This is a genomic window from Terrabacter sp. 2YAF2, assembly GCF_052114705.1.
GTDB lineage: Bacteria > Actinomycetota > Actinomycetes > Actinomycetales > Dermatophilaceae > Terrabacter.
This window is the reverse complement of the sequence record NZ_JBFRFG010000002.1, coordinates 229,730-255,429: the sequence shown is the minus strand read 5'-3', so window position 1 is coordinate 255,429 and position 25,700 is coordinate 229,730. Positions and strand designations below refer to the sequence as shown.

The 25,700-nt window shown below is 65.4% G+C and carries 19 protein-coding genes and 1 pseudogene; 6 read left to right on the top strand and 14 right to left on the bottom strand.

Annotation, left to right across the window (positions count from 1 at the left end; all coding sequences use genetic code 11):
- Nucleotides 1-33: 33 nt before the first annotated feature.
- From AB4030_RS04055 to AB4030_RS04045, 3 genes are all read left to right on the top strand, one after another.
- A complete protein-coding gene (locus AB4030_RS04055) occupies nt 34-2,001 on the top strand; it encodes a fumarate reductase/succinate dehydrogenase flavoprotein subunit (protein WP_442277937.1) in 1,968 nt (655 codons plus the stop codon).
- The gene (locus AB4030_RS04050) at nt 1,998-2,741 is read left to right on the top strand and encodes a succinate dehydrogenase/fumarate reductase iron-sulfur subunit (protein ID WP_442277897.1); all 744 of its coding nucleotides are present in this window, start codon (nt 1,998-2,000) and stop codon (nt 2,739-2,741) included. Before AB4030_RS04055 ends, AB4030_RS04050 begins: the two co-directional genes overlap by 4 nt.
- A 243-nt stretch (nt 2,742-2,984) precedes the next feature.
- The gene (locus tag AB4030_RS04045; protein ID WP_442277896.1) at nt 2,985-4,466 is read left to right on the top strand and encodes a D-alanyl-D-alanine carboxypeptidase family protein; all 1,482 of its coding nucleotides are present in this window, start codon (nt 2,985-2,987) and stop codon (nt 4,464-4,466) included.
- Nucleotides 4,467-4,500: 34 nt separating this feature from the next.
- Here AB4030_RS04045 and AB4030_RS04040 read toward each other — a convergent pair whose 3' ends face one another.
- The 7 genes from AB4030_RS04040 to AB4030_RS04010 form a co-directional block, all read right to left on the bottom strand.
- Nucleotides 4,501-5,610, bottom strand: a complete 1,110-nt coding sequence (locus AB4030_RS04040) for a YihY/virulence factor BrkB family protein (RefSeq protein ID WP_442277895.1) — start codon at nt 5,608-5,610, stop codon at nt 4,501-4,503.
- 3 nt (nt 5,611-5,613) lie between these two features.
- Entirely contained in the window at nt 5,614-6,144 is a 531-nt protein-coding gene (locus AB4030_RS04035; RefSeq protein WP_442277894.1) for a 2'-5' RNA ligase family protein, read from the bottom strand.
- 55 nt (nt 6,145-6,199) lie between these two features.
- Nucleotides 6,200-7,246, bottom strand: a complete 1,047-nt coding sequence (gene trpS / locus AB4030_RS04030) for a tryptophan--tRNA ligase (RefSeq protein WP_442277893.1) — start codon at nt 7,244-7,246, stop codon at nt 6,200-6,202.
- A 47-nt stretch (nt 7,247-7,293) separates the two neighbouring features.
- Nucleotides 7,294-7,890, bottom strand: coding sequence for an arsenate reductase/protein-tyrosine-phosphatase family protein (locus tag AB4030_RS04025; RefSeq protein ID WP_442277892.1), 597 nt, complete (start codon nt 7,888-7,890; stop codon nt 7,294-7,296).
- A gap of 45 nt (nt 7,891-7,935) precedes the next feature.
- Entirely contained in the window at nt 7,936-9,648 is a 1,713-nt protein-coding gene (locus AB4030_RS04020) for a DUF4012 domain-containing protein (protein WP_442277891.1), read from the bottom strand.
- A gap of 66 nt (nt 9,649-9,714) precedes the next feature.
- A complete protein-coding gene (locus AB4030_RS04015; RefSeq protein WP_442277890.1) occupies nt 9,715-10,320 on the bottom strand; it encodes a hypothetical protein in 606 nt (201 codons plus the stop codon).
- Nucleotides 10,321-10,459: 139 nt separating this feature from the next.
- Nucleotides 10,460-11,380, bottom strand: a complete 921-nt coding sequence (locus AB4030_RS04010) for a hypothetical protein (protein ID WP_442277889.1) — start codon at nt 11,378-11,380, stop codon at nt 10,460-10,462.
- A 173-nt stretch (nt 11,381-11,553) separates the two neighbouring features.
- Between AB4030_RS04010 and AB4030_RS04005 the strand changes: the two genes are divergently transcribed.
- Nucleotides 11,554-13,140, top strand: a complete 1,587-nt coding sequence (locus AB4030_RS04005; protein WP_442277888.1) for a polysaccharide biosynthesis tyrosine autokinase — start codon at nt 11,554-11,556, stop codon at nt 13,138-13,140.
- A 70-nt stretch (nt 13,141-13,210) separates the two neighbouring features.
- On the opposite strand, the gene AB4030_RS04000 is transcribed toward AB4030_RS04005, so the two are convergent.
- On the bottom strand, nt 13,211-13,807 hold the full coding sequence (locus AB4030_RS04000) for an arsenate reductase/protein-tyrosine-phosphatase family protein (protein ID WP_442277936.1): 597 nt from the start codon (nt 13,805-13,807) through the stop codon (nt 13,211-13,213).
- Nucleotides 13,808-13,909: 102 nt separating this feature from the next.
- On the opposite strand from AB4030_RS04000, the gene AB4030_RS03995 reads away from it, so the two are divergent.
- Nucleotides 13,910-15,877 (top strand): DUF1800 domain-containing protein, encoded by a 1,968-nt coding sequence (locus AB4030_RS03995; RefSeq protein ID WP_442277887.1) that lies wholly within the window; start codon nt 13,910-13,912, stop codon nt 15,875-15,877.
- Nucleotides 15,878-15,886: 9 nt separating this feature from the next.
- The gene (locus tag AB4030_RS03990; protein WP_442277886.1) at nt 15,887-17,203 is read left to right on the top strand and encodes a DUF1501 domain-containing protein; all 1,317 of its coding nucleotides are present in this window, start codon (nt 15,887-15,889) and stop codon (nt 17,201-17,203) included.
- A gap of 1,079 nt (nt 17,204-18,282) precedes the next feature.
- Here AB4030_RS03990 and AB4030_RS03985 read toward each other — a convergent pair.
- The 6 genes and pseudogenes from AB4030_RS03985 to AB4030_RS03960 form a co-directional block, all read right to left on the bottom strand.
- A pseudogene (locus AB4030_RS03985) lies at nt 18,283-19,537 on the bottom strand (IS256 family transposase).
- 433 nt (nt 19,538-19,970) lie between these two features.
- Nucleotides 19,971-20,879: a polysaccharide pyruvyl transferase family protein gene (locus tag AB4030_RS03980; protein ID WP_442277935.1), complete on the bottom strand. Its 909-nt coding sequence runs from the start codon at nt 20,877-20,879 to the stop codon at nt 19,971-19,973.
- Nucleotides 20,880-21,282: 403 nt separating this feature from the next.
- A complete protein-coding gene (locus tag AB4030_RS03975) occupies nt 21,283-22,752 on the bottom strand; it encodes an oligosaccharide flippase family protein (RefSeq protein ID WP_442277885.1) in 1,470 nt (489 codons plus the stop codon).
- The gene (locus tag AB4030_RS03970) at nt 22,749-24,149 is read right to left on the bottom strand and encodes an O-antigen polymerase (protein ID WP_442277884.1); all 1,401 of its coding nucleotides are present in this window, start codon (nt 24,147-24,149) and stop codon (nt 22,749-22,751) included. Before AB4030_RS03970 ends, AB4030_RS03975 begins: the two co-directional genes overlap by 4 nt.
- Nucleotides 24,146-24,382: a hypothetical protein gene (locus AB4030_RS03965; RefSeq protein WP_442277934.1), complete on the bottom strand. Its 237-nt coding sequence runs from the start codon at nt 24,380-24,382 to the stop codon at nt 24,146-24,148. The genes AB4030_RS03970 and AB4030_RS03965 overlap by 4 nt, the downstream gene beginning before the upstream one ends.
- Before the next feature lie 338 nt (nt 24,383-24,720).
- Nucleotides 24,721-25,698: a glycosyltransferase gene (locus tag AB4030_RS03960; protein WP_442277883.1), complete on the bottom strand. Its 978-nt coding sequence runs from the start codon at nt 25,696-25,698 to the stop codon at nt 24,721-24,723.
- Between the last annotated feature and the right edge of the window lie 2 nt (nt 25,699-25,700).

Genomic DNA, 25,700 nt, shown 5'->3' with positions numbered 1-25,700 from the left:
GTGACCACGACCTCCACGACACCCGACTCGCCGCTGCCCGGTCTCGTCCACGGCCTGTATGCCGAGGGTGAGCCGATCCGCGACACGAAGGCCCCGACCGGTCCCATCGACCGCCGCTGGAACAAGCGCAAGTTCGAGGCCTCGCTCGTCAACCCGGCCAACCGCCGCAAGCTCTCGGTCATCATCGTCGGCACCGGTCTGGCCGGTGGCGCGGCCGCGGCGACCCTCGGTGAGGCGGGCTACAACGTCAAGTCGTTCTGCTACCAGGACTCCCCGCGCCGCGCCCACTCGATCGCCGCGCAGGGCGGCATCAACGCCGCCAAGAACTACAAGGAGGACGGCGACTCCGTCTACCGCCTCTTCTACGACACGGTCAAGGGCGGCGACTACCGCTCGCGCGAGTCGAACGTCTACCGCCTCGCCGAGGTCAGCACCAACATCATCGACCAGTGCGTCGCGCAGGGCGTGCCCTTCGCGCGGGAGTACGGCGGACTGCTCGACAACCGCTCGTTCGGCGGTGTGCAGGTTTCCCGCACCTTCTACGCCCGCGGCCAAACCGGCCAGCAGCTGCTCATCGGCGCCTACCAGGCTCTCGAGCGCCAGGTCGCGGCCGGCACGGTGGAGATGTTCAGCCGCCACGAGATGCTCGAGGTCATCGTCGTGGACGGCAAGGCCCGGGGCATCATCGCCCGTGACCTCGTGAGCGGTGAGATCGAGACCCATCTCGCCGACGCCGTCGTGCTCGCCTCCGGCGGCTACGGCAACGTCTTCTACCTCTCGACCAACGCGATGGGCAGCAACGTCACCGCGACGTGGCGCGCGCACCGCAAGGGCGCCTACTTCGGCAACCCCTGTTACACGCAGATCCACCCGACGTGCATCCCCGTCGCGGGTGAGCACCAGAGCAAGCTGACGCTCATGTCGGAGTCGCTGCGCAACGACGGTCGCATCTGGGTGCCGAAGAACGCCGCCGACTGCGAGAAGGACCCCCGCGAGATCCCCGAGGAGGACCGCGACTACTACCTCGAGCGGATCTACCCCTCGTTCGGCAACCTCGTGCCGCGTGACATCGCGAGCCGTCAGGCCAAGAACGTCTGCGATGAGGGCCGCGGCGTCGGCCCCAAGGTCGGCGACTTCCGCCGCGGGGTCTACCTCGACTTCACCGACGCCCTGAAGCGGATGAGCGCCGAGGCCGTCGCGGAGAAGTACGGCAACCTGCTCGACATGTACCAGCGGATCACGGGTGAGAACCCCTACGAGGTGCCGATGCGCATCTACCCCGCCGTGCACTACACGATGGGTGGCCTCTGGGTCGACTACGACCTCCAGTCGAGCATCCCGGGCCTCTTCGTCACGGGCGAGGCGAACTTCTCCGACCACGGCGCCAACCGCCTCGGCGCCTCCGCCCTGATGCAGGGCCTCGCCGACGGCTACTTCGTGCTCCCGCACACGATCCGCGACTACCTCGCCAAGGGACCGTTCGACAAGCTCGAAGAGTCGCACGAGGCCGTCGTCGAGGCCCGCGCCTCGGTCGACGCCCGGGTGCAGAAGCTGCTGTCGATCAACGGCGACCGCTCGGTCGACTCCTTCCACAAGGAGCTCGGCAACATCATGTGGGAGTTCTGCGGCATGGAGCGCTCCGAGGAGGGCCTGCTCAAGGCCATCGACCTCATCCGGGGCCTGCGCGACGAGTTCTGGCGCAACGTCAAGGTGCTCGGCGCCGCCGACACGCTCAACCAGAGCCTCGAGAAGGCCGGCCGCGTCGCCGACTTCCTCGAGCTGGGTGAGCTCATGTGCATCGACGCGCTGCACCGCCGCGAGTCCTGCGGTGGCCACTTCCGCGCCGAGTCCCAGACCGAGGACGGCGAGGCGCTGCGTCACGACGACGAGTTCGCCTACGTCGCCGCGTGGGAGTGGGGCGGGCAGGACGGTGCGCCGGTCCTGCACAAGGAAGACCTGGTCTATGAATTCGTCGAGCTGAAGCAGCGGAGCTACAAGTGAACCTCACCCTCAAGATCTGGCGTCAGGCCGGCCCGAAGGCCAAGGGCGAGATGGTGACCTACCCGGTCACCGACATCTCCGAGGACATGTCGTTCCTCGAGATGCTCGACGTCCTCAACGAGCAGCTCAACGCCCGCGGTGAGGAGCCCATCGCCTTCGACTCCGACTGTCGCGAGGGCATCTGCGGCATGTGCGGCCTGATGATCTCCGGCAAGGCCCACGGCCCCGAGGTCACGACGACGTGCCAGCTGCACATGCGCAGCTTCTCCGACGGCGACGAGATCACCATCGAGCCGTGGCGCGCCGACGCGTTCCCCGTCATCAAGGACCTCGTCGTCGACCGGTCGAGCTTCGACCGGATCATCCAGGCCGGCGGCTTCATCAGCGCCAACACCGGTTCGGCGCCCGAGGCCCACTCCGTGCCGGTGCCCAAGGCCAAGGCCGACCGCTCCTTCATGGCGGCCGCCTGCATCGGCTGCGGCGCCTGCGTGGCGGCCTGCCCGAACGCGTCAGGCATGCTCTTCATGGGCGCGAAGATCACCCACCTCGGCGAGCTCCCCCAAGGACAGCCGGAGCGGGACGCTCGCGTCGTCAGCATGGTGAACCAGCACGACCACGAGGGCTTCGGCGGCTGCACGAACATCGGCGAGTGCTCGCTGGCGTGCCCGAAGGAGATCCCCATGGACGTCATCAACCAGCTCAACAAGGACCTGCGCCACGCCCTCACGCACGGCGAGTGACACCGCGTCCGACACCGCGTCGGACACTGCACCACAGACGAACCCGCCCCGGGTCACCGGGGCGGGTTCGTCATGTCGAGGGATGAGGACGTATGCCGTCCCGTCGGCTCCTCGGGTCAGTCGCGCCCGTAGATGTCGCGGGTGTAGACCTTGCGACGAACGCTCTCGAGCTCATCCAGCGCTCCCGATCTACGCGTTTCGGACGCCAGCCCGGTCCTCGGGGCGGGTTAGTCTGTGCCCGCGATGACGCCTCTGGACCCCTACCGACGTCGCCCGTGGTCGATGCCGACCGCGGGCGCGACGCTCGGTGCCCTCGCGCTGGGGCTGACGATGACGACGACGTATGCCGTCCCGCACGCCGCGGCTGCAACGCCGAGCTGTGCGCCCTGGCAGGCGCCTCAGACCGTCCCCGCGGGAGTGACCCTCGCGCCGAGGATCTTCCCGACGGACGTGGCCACTGCACCGCCGCCCACTCCCCCTCGGGCGACGCCGCCTACGTCGCCGCACCCAGCACCGCCGCACCCGACGCCGACGCCGGCGCCGCACGTCGTGTGCCGCGCGGTGCCGCCCACGCCATTCGCCCACCCGGCTTGGGAGCCCGAGACGGTCGTCGGCGGGTCACGTCTCGCCGAGACCGGCGTCGTCGTCGACCGACCCGCTTCCGTGCCGGCGCCGCCCGAGGTCTTCGATGTCTCCTACGTCATTGCCGACCTCGGCACAGGTGAGATCCTGGCCGCCAAGTCACCGCACGCCTGGCTGCGTCCGGCCAGCACGCTCAAGACCCTGACGGCGCTCACGTTGATGCCCCGCCTCGACCCGCGGCGGGTCGTCGTCGCCAAACAGGACGCCCAGGACGCGGCGGGCTCACGCGTCGGGGTCCTGGCTGGCAACCCCTATCCCGTGTCGAGCCTCTTCGACGCGATGCTCGTGTTCTCGGCCAACGACGCGGTCTATGCCCTGGCCGACGCCGCCGGAGGCTACGACGCGACGGTCGCGCTGATGAACGAGAAGGCCGAGCAAATCGGTGCGCACGACACCGTCACCGTCGACCCGAGCGGGCTCGACGACGGCGAGCAGCGCTCGAGCGCCTACGACCTCGCGCTCATCGGGCGTGACGCGATGCGGCTGCCGGCGTTCCGGGCCACCATCACCAAGCGTGACGCTGTCTTCCCGGGTGGCAAGGACAAGCAGGGCAAGGTGTGGCCGGCCTTCCACGTCTACAACATCAATGAGCTGCTGAAGCACTACCCCGGCACGATCGGCATCAAGCCGGGACGCACGGACCGCGCCCAGCACACCTTCATCGGGGCAGCGACTCGGGGCGGTCGCACGCTGATCGTGAGCCAGATGGGCAGTGTCACCGGCTCGTGGAAGCCGACCGCGGCCCTGCTCGACTGGGGCTTCGCCAATGTCGGCCGAGTGACGCCTGTCGGGCGGCTCGTCGAGCCCGGCGAGGCCGCTGCACCGACCGCCGCGCCGACGCTGCCCGCACTGATCGGCGGGGACGACGGCGCCGCCGCGTCCGGAGCCAGCGGGGTGGAGGGGGCAGCCGCCCTCGCGCCCGTGGGAGCCTCTGCGGCCCGAACGACCTGGGCGACGTGGGCGGCCGCCTTCGACCGGAAGACGGCGCTTGGCGTGCTCGGGGCTGCGGGCGCTGTCGCGACGGCCGCGGCTGCACTGCTCGTCGCCCGAAGGCGCGGACGAAGCCGGAGACGACGGGCCTGAGCACCCGGCTCGGTCCGCGCCTCAGCGGCTCCCGTCAGCGTTGGCGCAGACGTCGTGCTGCCGTGACGGCCAGGGCTCCGGCCGCGCCGACGACTGCTCCCGCAGCCACGCTGACGCGGTCGGTGGCGCGTGAGCGTGGCTCGTCGCGCTGGGAGGTGACCGCGACCCTCGCGGCGGGCGTGGCGGCATACGGCACGAGGCTGGTGTCGGCGGGCGCCCGGAGCGGGGCGATGAACGCCGGCCGCAGGGCGCGCGCCATCGGCGAGCGCTGGGTGTCGTCGCCGAGGTGGTCGAGGTCGACGTCGTTGGCGGCCCAGGAGGCGGAGAGGAGGATGACCTTCGCCATGAGGTTGAGCCAGAAGAGCAGGCCGACGGCGACGGCGACGGTGCCGAGCACGGGGTTGTGACTGGCCCGGCTGACGAGGAAGCCACCGAAGAGCTTGAGCACCGTGAGGATGGCCGCGCCGAGCAGGGCTCCCTGGCGGACGTTGTGCATCGGCAGCGGGACCCCGGAGAGCATCCGGAGCAGCACGATGAGGATGAGGGTGTCGAAGATGACGCCGACGACGAGCCCCGCGACGGTGACGAGGAAACCATTGCCCGCGAGGCCGATCCAGCCCGCGACGCGCTCGGCGAGGCCTCCGACGGTGCTGGTGAGGATGGCCGAGAGGGCGATCGCCAGGCCGAGCGTCACGAGGACGAAGAGGTCGCGGGCCTTGGTGCGCACCATGTTGTCGGTGGACGCCTCGAGCCCGAAGACCCCGCGGATACCGGTGCGCAGTGCGCCCACCCAGCCGAGTCCGGCCAGCAGCAGCGTCACGAACGAGATGATGCCGGTCACGGTGAGGGTCAGGCTTGTCGGTGCCTGGACGCTGATGATGCCGTCCGGGTGGGATGCCGTCTTGACCATCCCGGGCAGGGTGCTGTTGAGGGACTCGGCGATGGTCTGGACGAGGTCGGGGCGGCCCTGGAGCACGAAGCCGAAGATCGCGAAGGCCAGGGCGAGAGCCGGGAAGATGGAGAAGAACGCGAAGTAGCCGACACCGGCCGCGAGGAGGTCCCCGTTGGCCTCGCCGTAGCGGGTCCAGGCGCGGTAGCCCCGGGTGGCCTTGAGCCGGTCCAGGATGCGCTGGAGGTGAGCCACGGCTCAGCTCCCGTCGAGGGTGAACTCGTCGACGGGACGCCAGGCGCCGTCGTCGCCCTGCTCGTAGAGGTGGTAGGCGTCGACCTCGAAGGTCACCGAGTAGTCGGCGAGGTCGGTGAAGGCGCGGTCGAGCGAGTCCGCAGGGACGTTGTGCGCGACGGTGACGTGCGGGTGGTAGTAGAAGTCGAGGTTGCGGGTGACCGGCCCGGAGCGCAGCGCGCGCTCGAGCGACTCGCAGTTCGAGACGCCCCGGGCCACCTGGATGAAGACGACGTCGGACAGCGGCCGGAACGTCCCCGTCCCCCGCAGCACGACGTCGAACGGTGTGTGGGCGGCAGCGACTGCGGTGCAGTGGCTGCGGAAGGCGGCATACGTCTGCTCGTCGACCTCGGTCGGCGGCAGCAGCGTGATGTGCGTGGGGATGCGCCACGCCTGGGGGTCACCGAAGTCGGCCCGGCGGCGCTGGAGGTAGTCTCCGTGCGGGGCCGGGATGGGGATGGAAACGCCGATCGTCGTCAGGCGCGCAACACTCACGCCCAGACGGTATCGAATGGGGCGCCCCCACAACGCACCTGGGTGCGCGCGGCTTTCAGCGGCCCGGTCGCGGCAGCAGACCGACCTTGTCGTAGACGCGACGCACCGTGGCCTCGGCGACCGCCCCGGCCCGGTCCGCGCCATCAGCGAGGATGCGGTCGAGCTCGGCGCGGTCGGCCATCAGCTCGAGGGTGCGGGTGCGGAACGGCGTAACGGCCTCGACGACGACCTCGGCCACGTCCTTCTTGAGGTCGCCGTAGCCCTTGCCGGCGTAGTGCTCCTCGAGGAGGGCCACCGGCGTGCCGGACAGGGCGGAGTGGATGGAGAGCAGGTTGGACACGCCCGGCTTGTTGTCCTCGTCGAAGCGGATCTCGCGCTCGGTGTCGGTGACGGCCGACCGGATCTTCTTCGCGATGCGCGACGGCTCGTCGAGCAGACTGACGAGCCCGGCGTCGGATGCCGCCGACTTGCTCATCTTGGCCGTCGGGGCCTGGAGGTCCTGGATCTTGGCCGTCGCCTTCATGATGTGCGGCTCGGGCACGACGAGGGTGTCGCCGAAGCGCTGGTTGAAGCGTCCGGCGAGGTCGCGGGAGAGCTCGAGGTGCTGGCGCTGGTCCTCGCCGACCGGCACGACGTTGGCGTCGTAGATGAGGATGTCAGCGGCCTGAAGCACGGGGTAGGCGAAGAGGCCGACGTTGGTGTTGGTGCCCTTGGCCGACTTGTCCTTGAACTGCGTCATGCGGCTCGCCTCGCCGAAGCCGGTGAGCGTGCCGAGCACCCAGTAGAGCTCGGTGTGCTGGGCGATGTGGCTCTGGACGAAGAGCGTCGAGCGCGCGGGGTCGACGCCGCCGGCGATGTACTGTGCCGCCGTAATCCGGGTGCGCTCGCGCAGCACCTCCGGCTCGGGCGCGACGGTCAGGGCGTGCAGGTCGGCGACGAAGTAGAAGGCGTCGTGCGTCTCCTGCAGGCGCACCCACTCGACGAGCGCACCGATGTAGTTGCCGAGGTGGAGCGAGTCGCTCGTCGGCTGCATGCCGGAGAGGCTGCGCGGCGTCGTGGTCGAGGGGGAAGGCGTCGAAGACATGGGTGCATTCTGGCCCATCGCGGCCGCACTCCCCCAACCCGGGCCGTTCGGCGGCCGGCTTCGGCTCAGGGCCTCAGCGTACGCACTGCCGCGGGCAGCACCCGCTCGACTGCGTCGGCCATGCGGGCAAACGCCTCGGGCCCCTGCTGGTAGGGATCGGGGATGTCGGACTCTTCCAGCGGGAGGGACGCGATCATGCCGCGGCGGGACGCGGCGAAGCCGGAGACGTGCGCCACCCAGGAAGTGTCCGGGTCAGGGTCGCCGAACTCGTCGAGCTCAGCCGCGTCGGCATCGTCGACGAGGTGGGCGAAGTCGCCGAGGGTGAAGCAGTAGGACATGGCTCGGGAGCTCAGCCGGACCACCTCGGCGCGGTGTGCCCGGGTGGCGGTGAGCACGAGGTCGGCGTCGGCGACCATCGCGGCTGTGAGCTGTCGGGCCGCGAATCCTTCTGTCGCAGCGCCGCGCTCTTGTAGCTCGGTAACCGAGCCCGGGTCGATCGGGGAGCCGACGAGGGCGCCCGTGCCACCGCTCGACACCTCGACGCCGGTTCCGTCGAGCAGCTGTGTCAGTCGCCGCTCGATGTAGGGCGAGCGGCACACGTTTCCAGTGCACACGACGAGCACGCGCCCTGCCCTGCTCGTCGCACCGGTGCTTTCAGTCACGCTCCACCTTCAGTTGTCTCGCTTGGAATACCTGGACGCAGCATCTCATCGCGTCTGGGTGCCGCACGATGCTGCCTTGACATTGGTGGCCTGCGGAAGCACCAAGGGCTGGACCCACGTCTTCACCGGTCCTCGAGCGGCCGGCGGCTCATCCACGTGGATCACCAGCGTGCGGCTGGCTCCGGGTGGGATGTCGACTGTCGCGGTGAAGACCGGTCGACCGCGCTCGGTGTCGGCGGTCAGGAAGGTCGGCTTGCCGTCCAGCGTGGGCTCTTGGAAGGAGGCACCCTTGGTGGCGTAGTAGCCCACGAGCAGTCGGCTCGTGCCGAGCGGCTGCCCGGCTTGGGCCGGGTCTGCGGTGCCTGCGGCATACGACCCCAGCCCGGTGGCGGGGGCGGTGTTGGTCAGCTTGATGGTGACCGTGGCCGTGGGCTGGGGACCCGGGCAGGCGGACGTATAGGTCACGTCACGCGCCAGGTAGTAGTCGAGCTTGTTGCCGCCTCCGTTGTTGATGACCACCCCGGAGAAGAGTCCATCGGTGTCGTCGAGCAGACCGGCCACCGGGTACTTGGCCAGGAGACCTTGCTCCTTCGCTGACGTGCTGTAGACGAGGAGCCTGCGTTCGTCGATCGCGTTGCCGAGCGCCTTCGCCATTCCGCTGGGATTCGACGGTCCCCGACTCAAAACGTGGTCGGCCACGGCTTTGGCCAGGTCGACGAGGAAGCGCTTGCGCGCGACCTGGTCGTCAAACCGCGAGTAGGCGTCCCTCTCGGAGAGCGCGACGACGTTGTCAGCCGTGACCACGGTCCCGTCCGCCATACGCGCGGGGCCAGCCACCTTGAGGAGCATCGCCAGGGCCGAAGGATCAGTCGCGATGACGCCATCAAGTCTTTCCCCCGCCCTGACCTGCCAGAAGCGAAGCATCAGCTCGGCAGCGTAGGGAAAGTGGGGGCTCACCGTCGCGTTTGCAAAGAAACTGCCGACGGCAGAGCCCTCATAGTGCGAAAGGAAGTCCTCGTCGAATCCGGTGGTAGGCACCTTCATGCCGCCGAAGTCGCTGTCGATGCCGAAGCGCTCGAACGTGACCTTGCCATGGTCTGCCCGCAGGATGGCATAGCCACCCGGCATGCCCCCTAGTCCGCGGGCCTCCGCGTTGTTCTCGAACGCTATCAGGTAGCGCCGGGTGCCTTGCGCCCCGAGCATCGATGGCAGGAGATCGACCGTGTCGCGGGTGGTGCGCAGCTGCCCGGACAGGTCGGTGATCTGTGAAAGCAGCGTCGCCCGGGCGTTGTCAACAGGGCCGACCGAGGTCTCTGGCAGAGCGCGCACCGCGCTCATGATGCGGTCGGTCGCGACCGACGCGTGCGCCAGCGGCTGCTGCGCCGCGACGAGGGGGGCGAGGTCGATGCTGCCGTGCCCCGGCGAGAGCTTGCCGCCGAGCACGTCGTGCTGCGCGGCGCGGAGGTCCGGGAGCACCTCGGCCGCAAGGTCATCAACCGCGCTTGCCGCCCCGCGAACTGTCACGAAGGGACGCCCCAACCACGGGAGCAGGGCCGGCGCGCCCCACACCGGGCCGTCCGTCAGCGAACGAGCCGCCGCCGACTCCCGCTGCACCGTCGCCAAGAGGTCACTGACCCGGGCCGGCGGCGCATCCTTCGCGACGAGGTCCGCCCGGAGCAAACCAACCGCCACCTGCGCGTCGCGCAGGTGGCGGTTGACTTGGTATGCCGTGTAGGCCAGGACGATGCCATAGCCCACGAGCAGTGCAGCGACGGTCACGAGCGCCGCGCGCCAGGGGCGACGCGGCCGACCGTGCCTCACTGATCAGGCAGCAGCGTTGACGTGCTTACGGCGCCGCGTGGCAACCATGAGCGCGCCACCGGCGAGCACGAGTGCCGCGCCGCCGCCGACGACCCCGGCCACGTTGGTGCCGGTCATCGCGAGGCCGCCACCGTTGCCCGTGGTGCTAGACCCGGTGCCGGTGCCCGTCGTGGTGCCGGCACCAGCGCCGTTGCCGTTGCCGTTGCCGCCACCAGCGGGAGCCCCGGTCACGCTGAACCGGGCGCTCTTGATGACGCCGGAGCCGAGGCCGGTCAGGGTGAAGGTGTGGCTGCCGTTCGAGAGGCCGCTCGGCACGGTGAAGGTGCCAGTGACGACACCCTTCGAGTTGGCGGCGTAGGTGCCGACGTGAACGACGACCGAGTGGACGTCGCCCGAGACGCTCTCGCCACCGCGGAAGCCGTCAGCCTGGAAGCTGACCGGCTGACCCGGGCGGACGGTGTTGTCACTGATCGCGGCCTTGCACTGGGCGGGCGGGTAGCCGCCCTCACAGCTCGGGGCCGCATTTGCAGCGCCGGCCCCGCTGATGACGCCACCGGCGAGAACTGCCGACAGGCCGAGGACGGCGAGAGATGCCTTGGTAGCGCGCATAAGAAGTACCCCTAAGTTTGATGGCCAAGTCTGGCGAGCATGATCGTAGCGGAAAACCGGACAGTTGTCCCTTTTGCACCATGCCTGTCCAGATTAGGCGGAAAATCAGTATTACCGCCGGGGACCGAGGGCCCTCTCCTCACGCAGTGCGTCGCCACGTCGTAAGCGTCACATCGGAGCGCCATGTGGCATCACCGACGGCCAACCAGCCGCCGTCCCCAACGACGCTGAGCGAGATCCGGCCAGCTGCGCCAACGAGGGAAGTCTGCACGCACGAGACGCGCTTGGTTGTGCCATCGGTGACTCCTGCGATCTCGACTCCGGTGCAGCCCGGGCCCACTCGCGCGACGTCGACGGTGTCGGCGCCGCTGACCTGGCGCGCGCTGACGGTCAGTGCCCCCTCCACCGTCGCAATGGCCTGCCAGACGGCGCCACCGTCGCCGGAGCGGACGAGTCGCCCATCCGCACAGACCACGACCGCGCTCGTGGCGCTCACGCGGGCGAGGTCGATGACCGCGGCGGTGCCGCACGGGCGGGCGTCGGGTCGCTGTGGCGTGATGACGATGCTCGGATCTCCGCCAGGGACCCGTGACCACCCGCCATCGACAGCGCGCGGGCCTTGCCAGGTGGCGGCGTTGTCACTCGTCGAGTACTCCCCCACCGCGCAACCGCCTTCCTTGGCGCCGATGACGAACCCCCGCGTCGTGGCCACGGGCTGGATGCGTCCGAGGGCCCGGGCTGGGACCGCGCGCTTCGTCCAGGTGCGGCCACCGTCGCCGGTGACGCTGAGGCTTGCGCCGCCGTCCCGACACGAGCCGAGGGTCGCGCGCCAGGCGCGAGTGCCGTCGACGGCCGAGATGAGCTCGGTCAACGGCACCGCCTGCATGGTGAGCTGCACTGCGACCGCGCTCGTCGCGCGCGGTGTGGTGGGCGCCGCCGTGGTGGCAGCGGCGGGAGGAGCCGGAGCCTGCGTCGAGGCTCCCGCAGTATCCGGACGAAAGGCGAGCACGACGAGAAGCACGTCGACGAAGAGCAGTCCCACCAGGCCTACGAGCGCCAAGCGGCCTAGCGATCTGTCCGATATCCACCGCATCACGAGCGTCACTCTACGGACCGACTGGACTGGAACAGCGCATCTCGGACAGACGGCATAAGATGCCATCGACTTATGTGTCGGAATTGTCCGACGGGAGTCGTGTGACCAGGCACGGCCGACGAGAAGAGACGACCACTGTGGAACTGCAGGACTACCTGAACGTCATCCGGAAGCGGTGGATGATCATCGCGGCGTTGACGCTCGTCACGCTCGGCCTCGCTGCCGCGTACACGACGCTTGCGCCGCGGTCGTACGCCGCGACGACGCAGTTCTTCGTGTCCACGTCGGGCGATGAAACTGCTTCGGCGTTGCAGCAGGCAAACACGTTCACGCAGGCGCGCGTGAAGTCCTACTCGCAACTTTTGGACTCGCCCAAGGTTCTCGACCCCGTCATCAAGCAGGTGGGCCTCTCCACGACGGCCGACAAGCTCGCGGAACACGTGACCCCCACCATACCGCTAGACACCGTCATAATCGATGTCAGCGTCACGAGTGACTCCACCGCCAGCGCGCAGCGCATTGCCGCGGCCATCGGCGTCGTCTTCCCACAGACCATTCAGGAGCTCGAACGCAAGGCAAGCCAAGCAAGCCCGGTCAAGGTCACCGTGGTCAAGGAGGCCACCACTGACCCAGTCCCGGTGAGCCCCAAGCCGACTCGCAACCTCGCGCTAGGTCTCGTGTTTGGCCTGCTCCTCGGCTTCGGCGTCGCCCTGCTCCGCGATGTGCTCGACAAGTCGATCAAGTCCCAGCGCGACCTCGAGTCCGTGACCAACGGGACCATCCTCGGCAGCATCGCCTTCGACTCCGACGCGTCGGCGCACCCCCTGATCGTCCAGGTCGACCCGCACTCGAAGCGCGCCGAGGCCTTCCGCTCGCTGCGGACAAACCTGCAGTTCGTCGATGTAGCGAACCCGCCGAAGTCCATAGTCGTCACGTCGTCGCTTCCAGGCGAGGGTAAGTCGACGACGGCCGCGAACCTCGCCCTTAGCCTCGCTGAGACAGGCCTCAAGGTCGTCGTGATCGAGGGCGACCTTCGCCGGCCCCGCCTGCTGGACTACCTCGGCTTCGAGGGGTCGGTAGGGCTGACCGACGTGCTCGTGGGCCGCGTCGAGGTCGACGACGTGCTGCAGCCCTTCGGCCGGACCGGATTGCGTCTGCTCGGCGCTGGCCCGATCCCGCCCAACCCGAGCGAGCTGCTTGGGTCGGCCAACATGGAGCAGCTGGTGGCCGACCTGACGGCGCGCTTCGACTATGTCCTCATCGATGCACCGCCATTACTCCCGGTCACGGACGCGGCGGTTCTCAGTACGATCGTCGACGGCGCCCTGGTAGTCGTCGGTGCGGGCATTGCCCAGCGCGAGCACGCACGTCGTGCGCTTGACTCCCTCGAGCAGGTCAACGGCTCGTTGCTGGGTCTTATTCTCAACCGGGTAAAGGTTAAGGAACTGGGCGCTGGCTACGGCACGTATGAGTACGACTACCGCCCCGAGAGCGAGCGGCAGCGCGCGAAAGACCGGCCAGGTCGGGGTCGCCGGCGCCAAACCGTTCCGGCCGAGGATGTGGGTCCGGTCAACCCCCGTCCGCCGGCAGCCGGAAGCCGCACGGGCGCGGAGTCGGGTCCCTCGGCCACGCCCCCTGCTGGTGCCCCGGTGCGGGCGCCGGTCCCCCAGCAGCCGAATGGGACCAAGCCCGGCTTCCCGGCGGCAGACTCGATCTTCAAATAACCGGTCTCCCAGCCCGTTGTGATTGTGGAGCCGAAGGCCCTTGACCCGAACGGTCAGGGCCTTCGGCGCTTCAGCGGTACGACGCGACCTTCGGGGACCGGGCGAGCGCACCGAGCGTCGTCACAACAACGTCCAGGAACGCGTCGATGCGATCGCACGCCTCGGAAAGCACGCGAGCTGAGGCACCGAAGGGGTCCACGACATCGACCTCCGATAGGTCCCGTGGAGCGATCGTGCCGCGGGCGGCCGCCGCTTCGACAGCGACCTGTGGGAGCCACGGGCTCGACGACGAGATCGGCCGCCACGATTTAGACGAGCTACACAGGTCGGCAAAGTCGCCGAGGGAAAAGATCCGAGTCATCGCGGACGGGCATAAGCGTGCCACCTCGCCGCGATGCGCGCGCGTCATCGTGAGGACGAGCTCGGTCTCCTTAAGCAGTCGTGGGCTCAACGACCGTGCGGCGAACCCTGTAACGTCGGCTCCCCTTCGGCGCAGTTGCTCACTGGTCCCCTGTTCAATCTGCGCACCTACGACCGCCGCTGTCCCCGCGCTAGCCACTGACACCCCCGAGTCGGGCATCAACTGGCGTAGCCGCCTCTCTGCGTATGGCGATCTGCAGATGTTGCCAGTGCAGACGAAAAGTATGCCCCGAGAATCCACGAGCATCATGCCCCCAACCCGTTCTCAGCGTCGTTCGTGAAGGCTCGATCGTAGGCACGCCCAGGTCTGCACGGGCACGATTGCGCATATTCGTGGGCTCTCCTCCGCATGTTGTCAGCCACTCGCGGCTCAACCGCGTCGACGACAGACATCACTTCGAGCAAGCCCGTGTTCCGTGTCCGAGCCTTCCGGCGGCGTTGCTCTACGGGTGCGCCGGTGAGATTCTCATCCGACGATGAGCGGGGTCAGGTCCCGCGGGCGAACGACGGTATCCGCCCGTCCGTCGGTGCCGACCGGCTGGCCTTCTCCCTCGAAGGCCGCCGGCGATGTCAAAGGTCTGGGGTGGCGGGCGCTTGTCGCTGTGGGACTTGGGGCGGGGCCCGAGCACGGCGGACCTTCACCCTCAGGGATGCCTCGGCCTTGGCCACGTTTCATTTCAGCCCCAACGCTCGCAATGGAGCGTACGGTCAAAACATGACAAATCAGACACCCGCTTCGTCCACGGAAGTGCCGTCGTCTGGGCGGCGCCGGGTCATCTCGGGGCTTGGGGGTGGAGCCGCTTTAGTCTTCGCGCACGGTGCTCTGGTCCCGGCGAGGGCCGTGGCCATGCCTTCGGCGTTGCCAAGCCCCGCCGCTGCCATGCCGACGGTAGATTCGATGACTGACCCCGTCCTACACCTGATCCGTCGCGCCACTTTCGGCCCGACGGCGGCGCTGCTCGCCGAGGTCCGGGCGGCGGGGCCGACAGCTTGGCTAGACGCTCAACTTGCGCCACTCACTCAGGTAACCGACACCGCTATGGAGTCAGTTATGACCCGGTGGCCGCGGCTGGGGTGGAAGACGTGGGAAGTGCGGGAGCGCCTTCTGTCCAGCGACACTTGGGCCGTGATGAGCGACCTTCTCGAGTCTCACGTCGCCCGCGCCCTCTTCTCCCGGCGCCAGCTGCTCGAGACGGTGGTCGACTTCTGGACCAACCATCTCGTCATCCCGGTGCCGAGCAGCGAGGTCTGGGACAACTCGCACCTCTTTCAGCGGGATGTCATACGTGCGCACGCGCTTGGGAAGTATTCCGACATGCTTAACGCTGCAGCGCGTCATCCCGCAATGCTAAAGATCCTGGATAACGCCGATAGCACGAGAAAGGCGCCGAACGAGAACTACGGCCGCGAGTTGCTCGAACTGCACACCGTCGGCGTCGGGGAATTCACCGAGGCTGACGTTGCGATGTCGGCGCTTGCACTGACTGGCCTAAGCATCGACTCTGAACAGGGGCTTTACTACTACAAGCCGCAGCGCCGTTATGTCGGCAGCGTAAGAGTTTTAGGCTGGAGTCATACAAACTCCTCGGCAGAAGGCGGGGAAGCCGTTGTCACGGCGTACCTCAACTACCTCGCGAATCATCCCGCCACTGCAAATCGCATAGCGACGAAGCTCGCTACCCGTTACGTCTCCGACACACCTCCGTCGACTCTCGTCGCTAGGCTGGCCCAGACTTATCTCGCCAACGGCACCGCCATGGCACCGGTGCTGCGCGTTCTGTTTCTTTCGCCGGAGTTCGTCTCTTCGGTGGGGCAAAAGATGCGCACACCCTACGAGGACGCGCTGGCCACCGCACGCATTTTGGGGCTAACCCCAGAGCCGGTTCCGGCAAGTGGAACGGCGAGCGACCTCCACTCTTTCGTGTGGTACCTCGGGAGTTTCGGCCAAGCGCCTATGGGTTGGCCAGCGCCGAATGGTTATCCGGACGTCGCCGACGCGTGGGGCGGCGCGTCGAGCATGCTGAACCGTTGGAACTTCCACCTCAGCCTCGCAGGCAACTGGACATTGAAGGCCATGAAGCGTCCGGACCTAACGACGCTTCTGCCATCGCCATTGCCCACGACCTATGGAGCTTTAGTCGACACGCTTGCCGCGAAGCTCTTCATCCAGCTAAGCACCACGCAGCGCGACGCGATCTGCCATTTCGTCGGCTACGCCCCAACCGACGCACTTAAGGCCGGTACAGCCGCCGTCACGTGGCGGTTGCCACACATCATCGCCCTCCTGCTCGACTCCCCGAACTTCGCGATTCGCTGAGGACTCCTAATGCCCCACGCCAAACAGCCTTCTCACACCACACCCGACGAGGGCTGCGGATGTCCTCAAAGCCAGCTGCTGAGTTCGCAAGTCTCGCGCCGCACGTTGCTCGCGGGTGCAGGCGCCCTCGGGGCGCTCGGCGCTGTATTGGGCGCCCCCAGCCCGAGCGTCGCTACTCAACTCGCGTTCACCAGCACCGCGTATACCGGCGACACCATAGTCATACTCAGCCTGCGCGGCGGCTTCGACGGAATGTCCGCGGTCGTCCCAATTGGCGACCCGGCGTACTTCGCCGCTCGGCCCTCCATCGCGATCCCGTCCTCTCGGGCGATAAAACTCGACACGATGTTCGGCTTGCACCCTGCCCTCGCCCCCCTCAAACCCATCTGGGATGCCAGGGGCCTGGCGGTCGTTCACGCCGTCGGTCAAGTAAACCGGACCCGGTCGCACTTCGAGGCAATGACGAGCATGGAGAACGCTGCACCCGGATCAGCTATGCGTAGCGGCTGGCTCGACCGCATGATCGGGCTAAGCGGCCCTGTCTCGACGTTCGCGTCCGCATCGGTCGGCTCTGCTACAACTCCCCCATCGATGATGGGGCCTAACCCCGAGGTAGCGATTCAAACGGTCGATAGCTTCACCCTCTCTGGCGCCGGAGCCGCCGATGAGCAGAGCCGGTGGACGACTGCGCTCAACGCATTGTATGGAGGGGCACCTGCGCCGCTTGCGATACCGGCCGCTGCCACCCTCGCGGCTCTCTCGACGATGGCCTCTCTGAAGGCCAGCGGGTACACCCCTGCCAATGGAGCCTTTTATCCAAAGGGCGCCGTCGGGGATGCGCTGCGCGACCTTGCCCGCCTTATCAAGGCCCGCATAGGACTACGCGCAGCAACCATAGACGTCGGCAACTGGGACATGCATTCCGGCCTCGGCGCCAGCGACGCCGGCTGGATGTTCCGACAACTTACCGAACTTGGTCAGGCCCTCGCCGCGTTCAACCGGGACCTCGGCACGCAGATGGGGGACGTCACCCTTGTGACCCTCAGCGAATTTGGGCGCCGCGTCGCGGAGAACGGCTCGGGTGGCCTCGATCACGGTCACGGCAACGTCGCTTTCGTCATGGGCGGCGGCGTCCGCGGCGGCAAGGTCTTCGGCCGCTGGCCCGGCCTCGCCGCTGGCGACCTGGACAATGGCGACCTCGCCGGCACCACGGACTATCGCACAATCCTCGCCGAGGCCCTCGAGCGGCGCTCCCGAGTCTCATCGTCGACAGTCTTTCCTCTGCTCGGCTCTGAGCGCCTGGAAATCTTCGACGGCAAAGCCTGACGATAGGCCGCGCCGCGCGGCCAGACTCAAAGCGATACATAGCGAGCAGACAATGGCCACTGGCCGCGGGTTGGTGCACTCAAGTCGACGCCCTGCGCGGCGTTGTCGGCATGCACAGACTCGACGCAGCCATGACACCTAACTCGACAGCCTGCGGTGACGGTGGAACCGACGCGAACGTGGGCGGCCGCCCTGGCTGTGGCGTGCTCGCGGTCGGGCATGGCCGCCGGGACCACTCGCGACCGAGGCTTCTCGCTTCAGGCAGTCGACCGCGATCCACTGGCGCAAACGGATCTCTCGTTGCACCGAACCGGCCTGCGGTGGTGACCTTGCATCGAGGTACACGAACTGCTCACCCCTGCGACGCTCACTTCCCGAACCGTGAGGCCGGCCACCGACGCCCTTGCCCGTGACGACACCAACGGTCCGCGCTGGCCCGATACCTCAGTGTCGACTGGTACAGCCTCTGGGACGCCACTGCGGTCGAGCTCACCCGCCGTTCACTCAACCCCAGCAAATGCGCCGGATCGGCATCGACGAAGCCGACGGGCACATCCGACGACCGGCAAGGCCGGCGAGCCGGCTCGGCACGTGACCGGGATGGTCGACGTGACGCGCGACGAGCGCGGAAACCTGCACGCGCGGCTGCTGACCCCGGTCGGGCAGGGAAACCTGGAGCTGGCTGGCTCACGAGCGAACCGCCCCGTTAATCGACGGGCCTGAGCAGACCTCGCTCGCCCCCTTCCGCGGCTACTGGGCTCCTCTGCGGGACGCAGCTAACCGACCGGCAGAGTCGCCGGATCTAGCAGGCCACTCCACAACCCCGCCCGAACGCAAACGACCCCCGGTCCAAGCTCCGCGATGCTGCGCCGCGGGCGAGAACATCTGTCGAACAGGCAACCACCGCAGCAGAGCACCCGTCTACGCCGGGCATTCCCGAATGTACGGTCGACGACCCGGTACTGCTCCGAAGAACTGCGCTGCACGTGCCAAGACTGGCGCCGAGCCGAGGGCAAGAAAATCACCGACGGTCAAGTCCGGGTCGGTGGTGTACGACGTGATCCGTCGAGGTTGTTCGTTTAGAGGTTGATGGCGCCGGCGATCAGGTTGGTGCTCACCTCCTCGGGGTTGTCCTCGCGATCGGTCAGGACGGTGCGGGCGTTCTTCARYGCYTCSAGGCCSAGGTAGCGGCGYTGYTCRGCCCACTCGTCGTGCTGCTCGGCCAGGACSGCYCCGACGAGGCGGATGACGGCCTCGCGGTTCGGGAAGATGCCCACGACGTCGGTGCGSCGGCGGATCTCRCGGTTGAGCCGCTCGTTCGGGTTGTTGGACCAGATCTGSYKCCAGATCTCCTTCGGGAACACGGTGAAGGCGAGGATGTCSGCSCGGGCCAGCTCGAGGTGCTCGGCGACCTGTGGGAGCTTCTCGTACAGGCCCTCGAGGACCCGGTCGAACTGGGCGTTGACGGACTCTGCGTCGGGCTGGTCGTACACGGAGTGCAGCAGCGCCCGGACCCAGCCCCACTGGCTCTTCGGGGTCACGGACATCAGGTTCGCGGCGTAGTGGGTGCGGCACCGCTGCCAGGACGCGGAAGGCAGGGTCGCGCCGATCGCCTCGACCAGGCCGGTGTGTGCGTCGGAGGTCACGAGCGCGACGCCGGACAGGCCGCGGGCGGTCAGGTCCCGGAAGAAGCTGAGCCAGCCAGCGGCGGATTCGGTTGTGGCGGTGTGGATCCCGAGGACCTCGCGGTAGCCGTCGACGTTGACGCCGGTCGCGACCATCACCGCCACCTTGACCACCCGGCCGGCCTCGCGGACCTTCATCGTGAGCGCGTCGGCCGCGACGAACGTGTACGGGCCCTCGTTCAGTGGGCGGGTGCGGAATGCGGCAACCTGCTCGTCGAGGTCCCGGGCCATCTCACTGACCTTCAACTTGGACAGGCCGGTGATCCCGAGGGTCTTGACGAGCTTGTCCATCCGGCGGGTGGATACCCCGAGCAGGTAGCAGGTCGCCACGACCGTGGTCAGGGCCGCCTCGACGCGGCGGTGCCGCTCGAGGAGCCAGTCCGGGAAGAACGTCCCCTCGCGCAGCTTCGGGATCGCGATGTCGAGGGTGCCGGCGCGGGTGTCGAGGTCCCGGCGGCGGTAGCCGTTGCGGCTGTTCGTGCGGTCCGGGGACCGGGTGCCGTACTCCGCGCCGCACCACGCTGTCGGCCTGCGCGGACAGCAGGGCGTTGATGAACGCGCCGAGCAGCTCCCGCATCAGATCAGGGCTGGCCTGCGCCAGCTGCTCGTGCAGAAAGAGGGAAGGGTCGATACTGGTGTTCGCGGTCATCGCGATGCTCCATTCGAGGGTGCTGTGAGAGGTTCACTCGAAGGATCACGCGGTGACCGCATCTGCATGTGCAGGGACACGCTCACCGGTGTCGTCGTACACCAACGCTATGGACTCAACTATCACCGACCATGTCTTCGCGCCCTTTCGGTCTGCCCGAACCCTCGCTCGGCCGCCTAGAGTCACTGGCTGACGCCTTCAAGGCCAAAACTCATCGAGCCGGAAGAAAACGGTTAGGCGCGGCAAGCGAAGGTACTGTTATGCACGTGGAGGTCGTCAGATGGGCAATATGAGTACTTCGAATTTCGGGCGACCTCGACGACTCCCACCGAGCGACACGGCGCCCGTTCCTACATTCAATCTGTAGCCACTTTGCGTGTCCCTGGCAGGAGGGGGCGCCACTACAAGCCTTGCGCCTGCAAACAGCCGGAGCCTAGCGTCCCCTCAGACGCATGCTCAACGCCCTCGCCCTGCTCGGTATGAAGGGCCGAGCGTCCACCAAACGCCGCACCCGCGCCGACCGTTCCTGCACGATCATCTCATTCACTCTCGCAAGTGAGGCATTTGATGACGTAGTTCGCTTGTCAAGCACAGAAACCCCAGCGATTGCAGACTTATGAGCCAGATCCGCCAATTCCGTTGCCCGACCCGTAACCGATGCGACATCTGAGAGAGTCAAAGCCGACACCATAGCGTCCTCAAGACGATCCCACGTTACCCCGTAAGGCATGGGCTCCTCCCACGTCATGGCATACCGATTTACCTTCGCATTATCGAGTGCCACCCGGGGCACGTTGAAAGCCGAGGAGACAATGTTGCCATGCAAGGACGTTCCAACCCACAATGCCGCCCCTGAGATCTCATCAACCTTGTCAAGCGCCGACAGGGAACTCGACCGACAGATGTCAAGACGCGGATTCTCTTGAGACACTAGTCGCACAATCTCAGCATATAGTTCACTAGAATCATGCATTCTAGCGCTTCCAGCTGAGAACAAACGCACCGACATGCCACTCAGCACCTGACTACGCGCGATTGCGCTTGCGACCGTTGATACCCCAAGCCTCAAGACGTCAGCCTCACGAATCTGCAGCAGAGCGTACTTTGTAGTGGACCGCATAGGACTTCTATGTAGTCGAATCGACTGAATTAGGTCGGGCGCCAAAGTGGCCGAGATACCCAAGCCTGAAACAAGCCTCCAGGACGCGAAGTCTCGCACAGACAAGTAATCGGCTTCCCGCAATGCTTGGATCTGCTCGGCCCTAGGCGACCCGACCAAGGCCCCTACCGAGCGCAACCCAACCGAATTAACGATAAGCCTCGTGTCACCAGTGGACTGCATGGCAGACATGCGCGGGAGATAAGCTCCGCTAGATGAATGGAGGCCTGTCACACCCTCTAGGTAACGATTTCTGTCCACTCGGTCCATCGATGCCCAAGAGCCATACGACGCATCATCAGACGTCATTTGATATGCGTACTCCAGGCCTACGCCACCGACCTCGCCACCCACCACCCAAATAGCAGATGGTCGGGATTGAACCACAAAGTCGCGGTACGGAAGAATCGGCCCCAATTCCTTCGATGCGGGGCTGGCAAACGGTCCCGTAAGGGCGGTGGCTCTGCCTGACAGGTACTGGAGAGTATATAAGGCAAAAAGAATATCACCGAAATTGTTGCGCTCAAAAGCACCGATCAGGCCTACCGAACCTTCGTTCTGGGGCTGAACCGTAGAAGTCATTAAATCAATCACCCTTCAATAGGCCAAGAAACATGCCAACGTCCGCCCGCACGGGACGCCAGAACACATACATAGCAAGAGCCACGGCGGCAGCGCCGAAAACTCCACATAGCAATTGCAGGACATGAGAGACGCCAATCTGAGCGCCCACCCATGCGCCCAGCATAAGCGGCAAACACCACGAAACCAATACTCTCAAGAAGTCCCTGAAGAACCCTGCCACCGAGACGCCCGCCGCACGTGCCGCCAACACGACGCTTACTGGCCAAAGAATCGCCCCCCCAGCGGCGGCCCCAAGCGCCACTCCTTCAAGCCCCCAAGGCAACCCGGCCAGGGTCAACAACACCACAACTGGGCTCACCCACAGACTCAGCTTGAGACTGGATAGCGTCGCACCGGAACCTATGAATAGCCATTGCATGCTCCGGCCAAGAGAAACAAAACCCCCTCCGACGGCCAGCAGACGGAGCACCGCCCCGGCACCGCCCCATTTGGGGCCCAGCAGCACCTCGACAAGAGGAGTGGCGAGAACTGCCATCACAAGATAACCAGTAAAAGCAGAGTAGATGAGCCCCAAGTGTCCCGTTCGCGAAAACCGCTGAAGTCGAACGGGATCGGCCCTGACCCTAGATAGAACAGGTACCATCACTCGCTGCAACTGGTCGACGGCTACGCTCCCTGGCGATACTGCAATTTGTTGCAGACGGTCATAAGTTCCCACTTGCGCCACGGGCAAACTGGTTGCAATCAGGGGTATGATTGACAATCTCGACGCTTCCCGGAGGAGAGACACTCCCAGAAGATTGGCTCCGACCTTAAGAACCGGCACAACGTCGGATGACCAATCTCCCGGACGGGTTGGGCGCCAACGAGCGACGCATACGGCAATAACTAACTGCAGCAAGGCTTGGCCCAGTAACTGCGATACGACGGCCTCGAAGACTTGACCGCGAAAAGCAAAATTCAACGCCAGAAGAGTCCCGCACAACTGTGCTGACACATCCGTCAGGCCGAGGGCCACAAAACGAAGTTTAAGAACTAACTCAAGACGAAATTGGCTTTGGATTCCGCTTAGTACCGGCAACAGCGAGGCACACAGCACCAAGGTGCGGAGTTCTTGATCGCCGTAGTAGTGAGCGATTCCCGGCGCCAGCAGTGCCAGTATGCCACCGCACAATATCCCCAGCCCGGTCGTACAGAGAAAAAGCAGAGAACGCGCTCGCGAACTCAAGTTGGGGCTTTGCGCGACGGCCATGGGAATGCCCATGAGCACTATGGCCCCTGCTAGGGTCGCGAATGACACTGCGATGGCCAACCTCCCATAAACCCCGGGGCCGAGAATGCGAGCCAATACAAGCAGTCCAACGAGTTGGACGATCAAGGTAGTCAGCTGGGTAGACACAGTAATGATGCTGCCGCGCGCCGCCGAACGTCCCAACGATGCGGTGCTTACTGGCCCCAGATCCGCGCTCACGCGGTCCCTAACAGTTCACGAGGAGGGTAAACACTTTGCCCTTCCGCGGCGCGCAGACTCCGCAGGATCACAACCGCCGCCAGGCCGAGGAACAGATAGCGGAAATCTCGTATGAGCGCCAATCCAAAGAAACTCATCAGCAGCGTGGACATGAAGATGCATGCCAAGGCAAGGGCCGAAGCAGAACCCAGACGCGACGCTCTAAGGTCGGCTCGGGCCGCAACAAAGCCGAGACAGAGACAGAACACGAGCATGCCCGTGAATCCCCAGTCATAGTAGGGATAGATTAGAAACGTGTACACGTTCGAAATACTTCCATCTTGAGGCCCGGTTCGCACATACGAAAAACCCGGGGGAACTTCGAAAGAGAAACCCAGGCGCTCGATGATGCCGTAGACACCTTGGAATGTCCAAACTCCATGACCGTTCTGTAGGTCCAAGACCGCCTCAGGCCGATCAAAGTACAAAGGGCTTGCAGCCCCCGTGTGGGCCGCCGAAAAATCATCGCTGGCAAACGATGCCCCATTCAGGCCCGCAAGCCCCGCATAAAGGTATGAGACTACAGAGCCCTGTCCGTTGCGATCCGAGACCGCACCCATGGCGCGCAGCGCTGCAGGGACTACCGCAACGGTGGCGACGAGCCCTACCAAAATTCCAAGCGCTACCTTGTCGTGGGCCCTGCTTGTCGAACTTGTCCGCGAGACTAGTCGCCTGTGGTAGACAAAAGAGAAAAGGAAGATTGACACTGCATACAAGAAGGTCGACCTCTCCAAAAGGATCAGACCATACGCAGCCATCAGGAGAAGCGGAAGCATCGCGCTAAGCCAACGACCTGTTGCCGCCAGATACCCCGCAAGGATGAGTGCAACGGCTCCTACAAACAGGACGTATCCCAGGAGGGCAATGCTGAAACCGCCATCACTGAAGCCACCTTGTGTCTCTAGGCTGCGATCCGACAGGTAGCCCTGCCTGAACCTCAAGCCGTCGGACCCAAACAGAATCCCTTGAATCCCGCCACTGCGGGCAAGCGTAGGCCAGACTTTTGCGATTTGGAGGGCGACATATGCGAAGAGCATAAGACATAGAATCGAGTAGCTCTTACGGAATCGATCTTCATCATATTTGAGGTGGCCTCGTACAGACGAAGGACGACTGTGTGTCCTAGTCGAAACTTGGTGCATGCCGAAGAAAATTCCGGTCCCAGTTGCAAAGAGGCCAGGCAGGATAAAGCTCAATGATACGTCCGTGAGGGGATAGAGCGAGTCACCGGCGAGTTGGTAAGATATTGCTACCGCAAGCCAAATACCAAAGAAGATACTCATCGGGTTGAGGCGGTGGTGCCCCATCCGCAGCCCGAAGCAAAGCCCGACCACGCAGGCCGTAATTAGGAAAATCAAGGTGAAGGGCTCGATTCAATGTGATGCCCCGGTCGATGTCTCATTGGATCGGGCATTTGATCACGTTCGATGATCCGCCCAGGGACTCCCACCACAGTCGAGTGAGGGGGCGCGTCACACAGGCATACAGCATTCGCCCCGACGGCAACACCATCGCCTATCTGCACACGCCCCACGACTCGAGCTCCAGCTCCGATCAGCACATCCGCGCCTATCCGCGGTGACTCACGCATAGCATCATCGTTAGGGCGCTTGGTGCCAATAGTGACGCCCTGCTGAACATCACACCTTGGGCCAATGACGACTCCCGGCCCTATCACTACACCTTGGGGATGGTAGAGACGCAGACCGGCTCCTATGGACGCCCGCCAAGATATGTCGGCGCCGGTCAGGAACTGATTGAACTGCTTTAGCGCATCTCCAACAAACGGAACTCTCAATCCAGCGGTCTGGGAAAGCCGAAAGAGCAGCACGCTGACTCCACTTGCCCGAGTACAGCCCTTCAGCAAGGCCAACACGGTCGCAGCCATTCCAACCCGTCGAGGATAAAGATCCTGCAGGACCCCTCCGTTCACTTCACCATCTCCCATTCCCCGCGCCACTCGGCAAGCTGAAGAACATCTGCACGTCTAACTCCTCGTTTTCCTCGCAGGCCATCGGCAACAGCCGCCAGAAAGCGCATTAACTGGTGACGATTGCGACGCGGCCAGTGAGCAGCAATGGAAGCCACGCTGTACGTGATCATGTTGATAAGCAATCGCGCTTGAGAAATTGTGCCGTGGGCGCGCGCCCTTTCAGTATCGAAGGCTGTGCGATTCCGTACTGAGTAGTATTGTCTTATGGAATTCTCGGAAAACACAAGGTTGGGTCGCGACTGATCATGGGCGTGCCATTTTGCCTCTTGATCCTCAACGAAAGCGTCCGGGACCAACAGTATCGGGATTCCGGCTCGAGTGAATCTATACGTATATTCGGTGTCGTCTTCATAAAGCACCAGGGAAGCGTCAGGCACCCCCACAACCTGCAGCAACGACGCCTTGAATAGGAGACCCCCGTAAGGAGCATAGGGTATCTGGCGAGGCAATGCGGAATCAGACAACTTCTTGTAGTCGCCTCTTATTCGCTGAATCACGTCGAAAGAAAGAAAACTACCGGGTACTGGAAAGGGCGCCCCCTTTGAGGCACGCTCCAGATGAGGCTCGGATCTCATCGATAGAACTGCGGATGAATCGTGCTGCTTGGCCGCGATGAGCAGCCTTGACAGAGTGTCGGGATCGCACGAGTTGTCGTCATCAAGACACCAAATCCATTGTGCTCTGCCGTGGCGAGCAAGCCATGTAAGCCCGGCTGCGTACCCGCCGGCGCTCCCCGTGTTTCGGGAAATCTGAAGAAAGTCGATAGGTATGCCCCAATTACTGCGGAGGAGGTGCGTCAAGTCACCGCAGGGTCCGTTGATGATCACCAAAGCACTGGATGCGCCGGATCCTATCGCGTCATTCAGCGTTTGCTCGAGGAATTCGCCGCGATCCCCGTAAGTGACCGTCAGCATTG

What these genes read in the sequence shown, in the direction of transcription:
- trpS (WP_442277893.1), bottom strand. Translation starts at nt 7,246, where the DNA reads ATGGGCCAGAATGCACCCATGTCTTCGACGCCTTCCCCCTCGACCACG.
- AB4030_RS03995 (WP_442277887.1), top strand. Translation starts at nt 13,910, where the DNA reads ATGTTGTCAGCCACTCGCGGCTCAACCGCGTCGACGACAGACATCACT.
- AB4030_RS04000 (WP_442277936.1), bottom strand. Translation starts at nt 13,807, where the DNA reads ATGCTCGTGGATTCTCGGGGCATACTTTTCGTCTGCACTGGCAACATC.
- AB4030_RS03990 (WP_442277886.1), top strand. Translation starts at nt 15,887, where the DNA reads ATGCCCCACGCCAAACAGCCTTCTCACACCACACCCGACGAGGGCTGC.
- AB4030_RS04015 (WP_442277890.1), bottom strand. Translation starts at nt 10,320, where the DNA reads ATGCGCGCTACCAAGGCATCTCTCGCCGTCCTCGGCCTGTCGGCAGTT.
- AB4030_RS03960 (WP_442277883.1), bottom strand. Translation starts at nt 25,698, where the DNA reads ATGCTGACGGTCACTTACGGGGATCGCGGCGAATTCCTCGAGCAAACG.
- AB4030_RS03965 (WP_442277934.1), bottom strand. Translation starts at nt 24,382, where the DNA reads ATGCGTGAGTCACCGCGGATAGGCGCGGATGTGCTGATCGGAGCTGGA.
- AB4030_RS04045 (WP_442277896.1), top strand. Translation starts at nt 2,985, where the DNA reads ATGACGCCTCTGGACCCCTACCGACGTCGCCCGTGGTCGATGCCGACC.
- AB4030_RS03980 (WP_442277935.1), bottom strand. Translation starts at nt 20,879, where the DNA reads ATGCAGTCCACTGGTGACACGAGGCTTATCGTTAATTCGGTTGGGTTG.